Raw genomic sequence first — 10,483 nt, 5'->3', positions numbered from 1 at the left:
CCCTTTTCGTGGGGTTGGGGATATCAGAAGCGCGTCTGTTCACGCGGAGAGACCGGGGACCGCGTCCACCGGCATGATCCAGAAGAATTCGCCGTCGGCGTCGAAGTCGTAGATCACGGCCTTGGAGCCGGCCCGGAACGGTTCGGCACCCGGCTGGCGGACCTGAACGATCGCGGAGGAGCCGTCCTTCGCGTGGACCTCGGCCTGGCCGAACGTGGCGGTCACCGAACCGGTCCGGACCACGCAGGTGGCGCCCATGAAGTCGCCGCGCGACGGCTGCGGGCCGACCGGCATCAGGTGGGACAGCAGCAGGGCCAGCACGCGCGTGATGCCGAACGCGAGGACCAGCGCGACCGCGATCACCAGAAGCGACAGCACGATCATGACGCCACCGTTCAGGTCGGTGGTGCCGAGCACCACGGTCCCGGCCAGGCTCGCGAACCAGGCGAACGCCACCATCAGCGACAGGATGACCGTGACCGGCACGCCGCCGAGCCCGAGCCAGGCGAAGAACCCGTTGAGGCCGCCGGCGTCACCCGCGTCGCCGTCCAGGCCGTCCACGTCCGCGCCGCCGATGAGGACCAGGAGCCAGTAGCCGACCACGACGACGAGCAGGAAACTGAACAACACCGCCGGAAAGCCCAGCGCGGCATCGATGAATCCGCCCATCGTGGCAGCAGCCTCCCCGTGGCCCGTTATCACGCGCTGTCACCGGCCAAACGGCCACGACCTGCGCTTTTCGACAAAGATGATGATGGCATAGCGGGTCAAGGTCATGATCGGCCGTTCAGCCCGGATACGACGGTGGCATCCGGATGATCGCCACTTTCCGTCGGCGCGGGGCGGCTCCGTCACGTACCCGCGCGGCGTTCTTCTCGGTTCGTCATGAGACGCCGGTCCCACTTCGGGCACGGCGTAGCGAGACAGTGGCTCTCGGCTATGAAGATAGTGGGATGAACGTGGCATGGCGGGTGGATCCGGAGCTGGACACGCGGCTCCAGGAGGAGATCGTCGACCTGTGGCACGCGGCGTCCGAAGCCGGTGGCGCGGTCGGTTTCGTGCCGCCGGTCGAGCGGGACGCGGTCGCCGCACTCGCGCGCGCGACGTTCGCCAGCGTGCTGGACGGCGAGGACCGCCTGCTCGTCGGCCACGAGGACGGCCGCCTGGTCGGCCTGCTGTTCTTCGCCGGCAACCGGTCCCTGCTGCGGCTGCACTGGTGCACGCTCAAGCGCGTGATGGTCCACCCCGAGACCCAGGGCCGGGGGTACGGTCGCGCGCTGCTCGCCGCGGCCGAACGGGTGGCCCGCGATTCGGGCTGGGAGGCCCTGCACCTGACCGTCCGGGCCGGCAACAACACCGAGCGGTTCTACCAGCGGGCCGGCTACAAGGAGGTCGGCCGCCTGCCCGGCGCGATCCGCGTCGCGCCCGGCGACGACCGCGACGAGATCCACATGTGGCTCCCGCTGCGCTGACCGCCCACTTCTCGTGATCGAGGCGTCATTGACGTCGTTCTGACGACGTGAACGACGCCTCGATCACGGCACCGGGGCCGCGGCAGCGAAGCCGGCGGTGGAGACGCGCGGCGGGGCTGCCGTGGGTGGTCAGCCGCAGGCGGTCTTCTGGACGTCGAAGGTGGCGGCGGCCAGCGGCTGCACGTCGAGCGCGTCGTCGACGCCGGCCGTGGCGGACGCGGACGGCGAGGCGGAGGCCGACGGGGACGCGGACGCGGAGACCGAGGGGGACGGTGAGGCCGGCTTCGGCGCGGCCTCGGCCGGGGCCGGGGCGGCCTGCGCGGCCGGAGCCGCTCCCGAGTCGGAGCCTGCGGCCGAGCCGGTGTTCGCACCCGCGCCGTACATCTTCACGCCGCTTTTCTGGGTGCTGCCCGGCGCGAGCTTCACGCCGTCCACGGTGGCGGTGTTGCCCTGGGCGTCCGTGGCCCTGATCGTGAACGGGCCGGGGCCGAGGCCGCTGTCGGCCTGCCAGTAGTTGTAGTCGTACTTCTTCAGCGTCACGAAGCTGCCGCCCGCGGTCTTCGCCTGCACGGAGCGCAGCGCGTTGCCGGTGTTGTCGATCCGCACCGCGAACCAGAACTGCGACGCGCCCTCCTTGACCCGGAACGTGAGCGGGCCGGGCAGCGGCGGGTTCGCGACCGTACTGTAGGAGACCGGGATGATGCCGTCGACCGGGTTGCCGATCTTGGCGAACGCCTCCTTGCTGAGGTCGATGTGCCCCTGCGCGCACTCCGGGCACTGGTCCACGACCTTGACCCGGACCGAGCCCTTCGGACCGGTCACATTCAGGTAGCCACCGCAGGCGGCCGCGTCCGCGTATTCTCCCGGGCCCATCGCCACGTGCATCATGTCGGCCGGCGGGCCGTCGTAGGAGCAGTTGCCGCCGCCACCGGCGATGTCGTAGAACGTGGCCTTGCCGCTCAGCGCGGCCGCGCACGCGGCGGATGAGCCGGTCTGCAGCATCAGCGCCAGGCCGGTCACCCCGGCGAGCGCGGCGACCCCGGCGGCGGCCAGCCAGGTGACCATGGATCTCGGTCGGCGGCGCTTGCCGGGGAGCGTGGACAGCAGAGTCGTCTCGTCATGCACGTCCGGGATGCTTCCGCACGGTGTGTAGCGGAGGCCAGGGTTCTAATCAAGACCTAAGGCAAACTCCCCCGAACGCGGTCACCCGAACATTGAACTTTGAATAGTTTCATGCATACGATCTGGCCATGAATGAGAAGGGCGCAGACCGGGTGCTCGCGCTCTTCGCCGGCGCCCGGCTCACGCCGACCCAGCGGCGGATCGCGCACACGCTGGTCCAGCACGCCGGCGCGGCCGCGTGGCTGTCCGCGGCCGAGGTCGCGGATCTGGCCGGCGTGAGTCAGCCGTCCGTGACCCGGTTCGCGATGGCGCTCGGCCACGACGGCTACCCGGCGCTGCGGCAGCTGCTGCGCGAGGCCGCGGCCGCGACACCGGCCGATGACCATGAGCACAAACCCAATGAGGTGCAGCACGCGGTACGGCAGGAGTGCGCGAACCTGGGCCGGCTCGCCGACGACCTCGCCGACGCCGGGCGGCTCACCACCGCGGCCACGCTGCTGGCCGGGAGCCGCCCACTGCCGGTGCTCGGGCTGCGGGCCGCCGCGCCGCTCGCGGCGTACTTCGGGTTCTTCGCCGCGAAGGTGCTGCCGGACGTGCGGGTCCTCGACTCCGGCGGCACGCTGCTGACCGATCGGCTGGAACAGGCGCGCGCCGCCGGTGCGACCGCCATGCTGGCGATCGTGCTGCCCCGATACCCGCGCGAGGCGCTGGACGCGCTGGCCGAGGCGCGCGCGCTCGGCCTGCGCACGGTCGTGATCACGGACTCGCCGATGAGTCCCGCGGCGGAGGCCGCCGAGTGCGCGCTGACCGCGCGGGTCGGGGCCGGGCTGGTCTTCGACCTGCACACCGCGCCGATGACGCTCGCCATGGTGCTGTTGCAGGCGATCTGCGACGCGGTGCCGGACGAGACACAGCGGCGCCTGGAGGAGTTCGAGTCGTCCGCCGTACGCCGGCAGATCTTCGTTCCCTGAGGTTTTGAGGTTCTTGAGGTTCTTGAGGTTCTTGAGGTTCCGGACGCTGGAGGTTGAGCAGGATGCCGATCAGAGCGCCACGTGGCAGCACGCGCACCGCGAAGGGCTGGCCGCAGGAGGCCGCGATGCGGATGCTGATGAACAACCTCGACCCGGACGTGGCCGAGCGCCCGGACGACCTGGTCGTCTACGGCGGCACCGGCCGGGCCGCGCGGGACTGGCCCTCCTATCACGCGATCGTGCGTGAGCTGGGCGAGCTGGCCGACGACGAGACGCTGCTGGTGCAGTCCGGGCGGCCGGTCGGCGTGTTCCGCACGCACGAGTGGGCGCCGCGCGTGCTGCTGGCCAACTCGAACCTGGTCGGCGACTGGGCGACCTGGCCGGAGTTCCGCCGGCTGGAGAACCTGGGCCTGACGATGTACGGGCAGATGACGGCCGGTTCGTGGATCTACATCGGCACGCAGGGCATCCTGCAGGGCACCTACGAGACGTTCGCGGCCGTGGCGGCGAAGCGGTTCGGCGGCTCCCTGGACGGCACGCTCACGTTGACCGCGGGCTGCGGTGGCATGGGTGGCGCACAGCCACTGGCCGTGACCATGAACGGCGGCGTGTGCCTGATCGTGGACGTGGACCCGGCACGGCTGCGCCGGCGCGTGCAGACCCGCTACCTCGATCAGGTCGCATCCGGCCTGGACGAGGCCGTGACGCTGGCACTCGCCGCGAAGAAGGAGCGGCGGGCCGTGTCGATCGGCGTCGTGGGGAACGCCGCAGCCGTCTTCCCGGAGCTGCTGCGGCGCGGCATCGAGATCGACATCGTGACCGATCAGACCTCGGCGCACGATCCGCTCTCGTACGTACCCCTGGGCGACGATCTCGATGGGTTGTCTCCGGAGGAGCACACCGAGCGGGCGCGCGCGTCGATGGCCGCGCACGTGGAGGCGATGGTCGGGTTCCTGGACGCGGGCGCGGAGGTCTTCGACTACGGCAACTCGATCCGGGGTGAGGCGCAGCTCGGCGGTTACGACCGGGCGTTCGCGTTCCCCGGGTTCGTGCCCGCCTACGTCCGGCCGCTGTTCTGCGAGGGCAGGGGGCCGTTCCGGTGGGCCGCGCTCTCCGGCGACCCGGCCGACATCGCGGCCACCGACCGCGCGGTGCTGGACCTCTTCCCGGAGAACGAGTCGCTCGCGCGGTGGATGAGGCTGGCCGGCGAGCGGGTGGCGTTCCAGGGGTTGCCGGCCCGCATCTGCTGGCTCGGGTACGGCGAGCGCGACGTCGCCGGCGTGCGCTTCAACGAGATGGTCGCGTCCGGTGAGCTGTCCGCGCCGGTGGTGATCGGCCGCGACCACCTGGACTGCGGTTCGGTGGCCTCGCCCTACCGGGAGACCGAGGCGATGCGCGACGGCTCGGACGCGATCGCGGACTGGCCGCTGCTGAACGCGCTGCTCAACACCGCGAGCGGCGCCAGCTGGGTGTCCCTGCACCACGGCGGCGGCGTGGGCATCGGGCGGTCGCTGCACGCCGGGCAGGTGTGCGTGGCGGACGGGACCGCGCTGGCCGGCGAGAAGATCCGGCGGACGCTGACGAACGACCCGGGGATGGGCGTGATCCGGCACGTCGACGCGGGCTATCCGGAGGCGGCCGAGGTGGCGTCCGAGCGCGGCGTGAAGATCCCGATGGCGGCGTCGTGAGCTCCTTCACCGACCTCTGGCGGGAGATCTCGGACATCGGCGGGTCGCCTTCCGAGGGGTATGTCCGGTTCGCCTGGACAGCGGTGGAGTGGGAGCTGCGCACCTGGTTCCGCGCTCAGGCGAAGGCACGTGATCTGGAGTTCGAGGTCGACGGCAACACCACGATGTGGGCCACCTGGAATCCGGGCGGCGTCCCCGGACCGGCCGTCGTCACCGGCAGCCACCTCGACTCGGTGCCGCACGGCGGCGGCTACGACGGGCCGCTCGGCGTGGTCTCCGCGTTCCTCGCGGTCGACGAGCTCCGGCGGCGCGGCGTGGTCCCGGCCCGGCCGATCCGGATCGCCGCGTTCGCGGAGGAGGAGGGCTCCCGGTTCGGCGTCGCCTGCCTCGGCTCCCGGCTGATGACCGGCGCGTTCGACCCGGAGCGGGCGCGCACGCTCACCGACTCGGACGGCGTCACGCTCGCGGAGGCGCTGGCCGGCTACGACTTCGACCCGGCCCGGCTCGGCCCGGCGCCGCTTTCCGACGTGGCCGCGTTCGTGGAGCTGCACGTCGAGCAGGGACGGGCCCTGACCGTACCGGTGGGGATCGGCTCGTCGATCTGGCCGCACGGGCGCTGGCGGATGGACTTCACCGGCGAGGGCAACCACGCCGGCACCACGCTGATGGGCGACCGGCACGACCCGATGCTCACCTACGCGTTCGCGGTGCTGGCCGCGAACAAGGAGGCGCGGACGCACGGCGCGCACGCCACGGTCGGCCGGGTCGCGGTGCACCCGAACGCGACGAACGCGATCCCGTCCCGGGTGACCGGCTGGCTGGACGCGCGCGCGGCCTCCGCGTCGACGTTGGATGATCTGCTGTCCGGCCTGAGCGCCAAGATCGCGACGCGTGCCGGTAAGGACGGCACCACGGTCACGATCACGGCCGAGTCGACGACCGGGGAGATCGGCTTCTCGGACGCGCTGATCGAGCGCTGCCTGACCACGCTCGGCGAGAAGACGCCGGTGCTGCCGACCGGCGCCGGGCACGACGCGGGCGTGCTGTCCGCGTTCGTGCCGACGGTCATGCTGTTCGTCCGCAATCCGGCCGGTGTCTCGCACGCGCCCGCCGAGCGCGCCGACGACGAGGACTGCGAGGCCGGCGTCGAGGCACTCGCGGACGTGCTGGCGGAGCTGGCATGCCGCTGACCTGGCACGCCGACCTCGCCTGGCTGGGCGACGCGCCGGTCGCGGACGTGCTGATCACCGCGGACGGTGGGCGGTTCACGTCGGTGACGCCGGGCGTGCCCCGGCCGCCGGACGCGGAACGGCTGCGCGGGCTCACGCTGCCGGGGCTGGCGAACGCGCACTCGCACGCGTTCCACCGGGCGCTGCGCGGGCGCACGCACGCGGGCCGGGGCACGTTCTGGACCTGGCGGGAGCAGATGTACGCGGTCGCGGCGCGCCTGACCCCGGAGTCCTACCTTCGGCTGGCGCGGGCGGTGTTCGCGGAGATGGCGCTGGCCGGGATCACGTGCGTGGGCGAGTTCCACTACCTGCACCACGGGCCGGGCGGACGGCGTTACGACGACCCGAACGAGATGGGCGCGGCGCTGATCGATGCGGCGGCGCAGGCCGGCATCCGGATCACGCTGCTGGACACGTGTTACCTGACGGCATCGGTGGCGGGTGATCCACTGGCGGGAGCGGCGCTGCGGTTCGGTGACGGAACGGCTGCGGCGTGGGCTGATCGAGTCGGCGCCCTGAAAGATGGACAAACCTCCCGGATCGGTGCCGCGATCCACTCCGTCCGTGCGGTGCCGCGAGACCAGATGTCCGAGGTGGTCGCCTGGGCCACTGGAAAACCGCTGCACGTCCACCTCTCCGAGCAACGCGCCGAGAACGACGCCGCGCGCGCGGTGCACGGCCGCACCCCCACCGAACTGTTGGCCGGCGCGGGCGCGCTCGGCCCGCGCACCACGGTGGTGCACGCCACCCACCTCACCGACGCCGACGTGGCGGCGCTCGGCGCATCCCGTACCCGCGCATGCCTGTGCCCCACCACGGAACGTGACCTCGGCGACGGGCTCGGGCCCGCCGCGGCACTCGCCGCCGCCGGGTCACCGCTGTGCACCGGCAGCGACAGTCACGCCGTCATCGACCCACTGGAGGAGGCACGCGCCGTGGAGCTGCACGAACGCCTGCGCACCGAAGACCGTGGACACTTCACCACCGCCGCGCTGATACGCGCCGCGACCGCCGGCGGGCACGCGTCGCTCGGCTGGGACGACGCCGGAACCATCACCGTGGGTGCCCGCGCCGACCTGGTGACGGTCACGCTGGACAGCCCGCGCACGGCCGGGATCGACCCGTCGGGGATCGTCTTCGCCGCGACCGCCTCGGACGTGACCGACGTGGTCGTGGACGGAGTGCCGATCGTGCGGGACGGGCGGCACCTCCGCATCGACGTGGCCGCCTCGCTGCGGGAGGCGCTCGCATGAGTCTCCTGATCGACCGGATCGGCGAGCTGGTCACGAACGACGACGGCAACTGCGGCTGCGCGCGCGGTCATCTCACCACGCTCGCCGACGCGGCCGTCCTGATCGAGGAGGACCGGATCGTCTGGGTCGGCCGGTCGAAGGACGCGCCCGCGGCGGACCACCGCCTCGGCGCGGACGGGCGCGCGGTGCTGCCCGGCTTCGTCGACAGCCACTCCCACCTGGTCTTCGCCGGGGACCGGGCGCCGGAGTTCGCGGCCCGGATGGCCGGCAACCCCTACACCGGCGGCGGCATCCGGACCACCGTGGCCGCCACCCGCGCCGCGACCGACGACGAGCTGCGCGAGTCCGCGACCCGGCTGCGCGACGAGGCACTGCGGCAGGGCACCACCACGATCGAGATCAAGAGTGGGTACGGGTTGTCCGTCGCCGACGAGACCCGGTCGCTGCGGATCGCCCGCGAGCTGAGCGCGGAGACCACGTTCCTCGGCGCGCACGTGGTCCCGCCGGAGTACGCCGGGCGCGTCGACGACTACGTGTCGCTGGTCTGCGGGCCGATGCTGCACGCGGCCACGCCGTACGCGCGGTGGATCGACGTGTTCTGCGAGACCGGCGCGTTCGACGAAGATCACGCGCGGGCGATCCTGACCGTGGGCAGGGCGGCCGGGCTCGGCGTCCGGGTGCACGCGAACCAGCTCGGGCACGGGCCCGGCGTCCAGCTCGCGGTGGAGCTCGACGCGGCCAGCGCGGACCACTGCACGCACCTGACCGACCGGGACGTGGAGGCGCTGGCCGGCATGTGGACCGTGGCGACGCTGCTGCCGGGCGCGGAGTTCTCCACCCGGTCGCCGTACCCGGACGCGCGCCGGCTGCTCGACGCGGGCGCCACGGTCGCGTTGGCCACGGACTGCAACCCCGGATCGTCGTACACGTCCTCGATGGCGTTCTGCATCGCGCTCGCGGTCCGGGAGATGCGGATGACCCCGGCGGAGGCGGTCTGGGCCGCGACCGCCGGCGGGGCCCGCGCGCTGCGCCGCGACGACGTCGGCGTGATCGCGCCGGGCAAGCGCGCCGATCTGATCGTCCTGGACGCCCCCTCCTACCTGCACCTGGCCTACCGGCCCGGCGTGCAACTGGTCAGCGAAGTCGTGCACAACGGAGTGAAGCTATGACCGTCATCGTCACCCCGCTCGGGGTCTCCGCCAGCGACGTGATCGCGGTGGCCCGCGACTCCGCCACGGTCACCATCTCGTCGGAGGCGCGGGACAGCATGGCCCGCAGCCGGGACATCGTCGACCGCATCGAGGCCGGTGGCCGCCCGGTCTACGGCGTGTCCACCGGCTTCGGCGCGCTGGCGAACACGTTCATCGACCCGTCGCGCCGGGCCGAGCTGCAGCACGCGCTGATCCGGTCGCACGCCGCGGGCGTCGGCGCACCGATGCCGCGTGAGGTGGTCCGGGCGATGATGCTGCTGCGCGTACGGTCGCTGGCGCTCGGTCATTCGGGTGTCCGCCCGCTGCTCGCCCAGGCCCTGGTCGATCTGCTCAACCACGACATCACACCGTGGGTGCCGGAACACGGATCGCTCGGCGCGTCCGGCGATCTCGCCCCGCTGGCCCACTGCGCGCTCGTGCTGCTCGGCGAGGGGTGGGTGCTCGGCAAGGACGGGGCGCGGCTCGATGCTTCCTTCGTCCTCGCCCAGGCCGGTTTGTCCCCGATCAGCCTCGACTCCAAGGAAGGGCTCGCGCTGATCAACGGCACCGACGGCATGCTCGGCATGCTGCTGCTCGCGATCGAGGACGCCCGGCACCTGTTCACCATGGCGGACGTGACCGCGGCGCTCGCGGTCGAGGCGATGCTCGGCTCGGAGCGGCCGTTCCTGCCGGAGCTGCACACCATCCGCCCGCACCCGGGCCAGGCCACGTCCGCGGCGAACATCCACCGGCTGCTACAGGGCTCGGCGATCATGGACTCGCACCGGGACGACCTGGCGCACGCGGTGCAGGACGCCTACTCGATGCGGTGCGCGCCGCAGGTGGCCGGCGCGGCCCGGGACACGCTCGGCTTCGTCACCACCACCGCGGCCCGCGAGCTGGTCTCCGTGGTCGACAACCCGGTGGTACTGCCGGACGGCCGCGTCGAGTCGACCGGCAACTTCCACGGCGCGCCGCTCGGCTTCGCGGCCGACTTCCTGGCGATCGCGGCCGCGGAGGTGGGCGCGATCGCGGAACGCCGCGTCGACCGGCTGCTCGACGTCACCCGCAACCGCGACCTGCCGCCGTTCCTGTCCCCGGACGCGGGCGTCAACTCCGGGCTGATGATCGCGCAGTACACGGCCGCGGGCATCGTCGCGGAGAACCGCCGGCTCGCGGCGCCGGCCTCGGTCGACTCGCTGCCGACCAGCGGCATGCAGGAGGACCACGTGTCGATGGGGTGGGCCGCGACCAAGAAGCTGCGCACCGTGCTGGACAACCTGACCAGCATCCTCGCGGTCGAGCTGCTCAGCGCGGTCCGCGGCATCCAGCTCCGGGCGCCGCTCACCCCGTCCCCTGCCGGGCGGCTCGCGGTCTCCGTCGTCTCGGCGTTCGCCGGCGAGCCCGGCCCGGACATCTTCCTGGCCCCGGCGATGGAGGCGGCCCGCGCGGCGGTCGCCGGACCGGCGCTGCGGGCCGCGATCGAGGAGACCGCCGGCCAACTCGCGTAGCGCGCGTGCGACCCCCGCGGGGCACGGAGAGGTCAGGGGGAACGTGA

9 protein-coding genes are annotated in these 10,483 nt (G+C 72.6%); 7 read left to right on the top strand and 2 right to left on the bottom strand.

Annotation, left to right across the window (positions count from 1 at the left end; translation table 11 throughout):
* Nucleotides 1–39: 39 nt before the first annotated feature.
* A complete protein-coding gene (locus J2S43_RS40960) occupies nt 40–669 on the bottom strand; it encodes an OB-fold-containig protein (protein ID WP_306838714.1) in 630 nt (209 codons plus the stop codon).
* A gap of 284 nt (nt 670–953) precedes the next feature.
* Between J2S43_RS40960 and J2S43_RS40955 the strand changes: the two genes are divergently transcribed.
* On the top strand, nt 954–1,472 hold the full coding sequence (locus tag J2S43_RS40955; RefSeq protein ID WP_306838712.1) for a GNAT family N-acetyltransferase: 519 nt from the start codon (nt 954–956) through the stop codon (nt 1,470–1,472).
* Between the two features lie 129 nt (nt 1,473–1,601).
* Here the strand turns inward: J2S43_RS40955 and J2S43_RS40950 are convergent, their stop codons facing one another.
* A complete protein-coding gene (locus tag J2S43_RS40950) occupies nt 1,602–2,597 on the bottom strand; it encodes an expansin EXLX1 family cellulose-binding protein (RefSeq protein ID WP_306838710.1) in 996 nt (331 codons plus the stop codon).
* 125 nt (nt 2,598–2,722) lie between these two features.
* Here J2S43_RS40950 and J2S43_RS40945 point away from each other — a divergent pair, with 125 nt between their 5' ends.
* The 6 genes from J2S43_RS40945 to hutH all read left to right on the top strand — a co-directional run bounded on the left by J2S43_RS40945 (nt 2,723) and on the right by hutH (nt 10,436).
* Nucleotides 2,723–3,565 carry a MurR/RpiR family transcriptional regulator gene (locus tag J2S43_RS40945; protein WP_306838708.1) on the top strand — a complete coding sequence of 281 codons (843 nt, stop codon included), beginning with the start codon at nt 2,723–2,725 and terminating at the stop codon, nt 3,563–3,565.
* 62 nt (nt 3,566–3,627) lie between these two features.
* A complete protein-coding gene (gene hutU, locus J2S43_RS40940; RefSeq protein ID WP_306838706.1) occupies nt 3,628–5,253 on the top strand; it encodes a urocanate hydratase in 1,626 nt (541 codons plus the stop codon).
* Nucleotides 5,250–6,443 carry an allantoate amidohydrolase gene (locus J2S43_RS40935; RefSeq protein ID WP_306838704.1) on the top strand — a complete coding sequence of 398 codons (1,194 nt, stop codon included), beginning with the start codon at nt 5,250–5,252 and terminating at the stop codon, nt 6,441–6,443. The genes hutU and J2S43_RS40935 overlap by 4 nt, the downstream gene beginning before the upstream one ends.
* Entirely contained in the window at nt 6,434–7,735 is a 1,302-nt protein-coding gene (locus J2S43_RS40930; protein ID WP_306838703.1) for a formimidoylglutamate deiminase, read from the top strand. The genes J2S43_RS40935 and J2S43_RS40930 overlap by 10 nt, the downstream gene beginning before the upstream one ends.
* Nucleotides 7,732–8,904: an imidazolonepropionase gene (gene hutI, locus J2S43_RS40925; RefSeq protein WP_306838701.1), complete on the top strand. Its 1,173-nt coding sequence runs from the start codon at nt 7,732–7,734 to the stop codon at nt 8,902–8,904. The genes J2S43_RS40930 and hutI overlap by 4 nt, the downstream gene beginning before the upstream one ends.
* Nucleotides 8,901–10,436: a histidine ammonia-lyase gene (gene hutH / locus J2S43_RS40920; protein WP_306838700.1), complete on the top strand. Its 1,536-nt coding sequence runs from the start codon at nt 8,901–8,903 to the stop codon at nt 10,434–10,436. Before hutI ends, hutH begins: the two co-directional genes overlap by 4 nt.
* Nucleotides 10,437–10,483 lie beyond the last annotated feature (47 nt).

The sequence above is a fragment of the Catenuloplanes nepalensis genome (assembly GCF_030811575.1).
GTDB classification, from domain to species: Bacteria; Actinomycetota; Actinomycetes; order Mycobacteriales; family Micromonosporaceae; genus Catenuloplanes; species Catenuloplanes nepalensis.
Note: the sequence above shows the minus strand (reverse complement) of the source record. Positions and strands in the feature narration are given on the sequence as shown.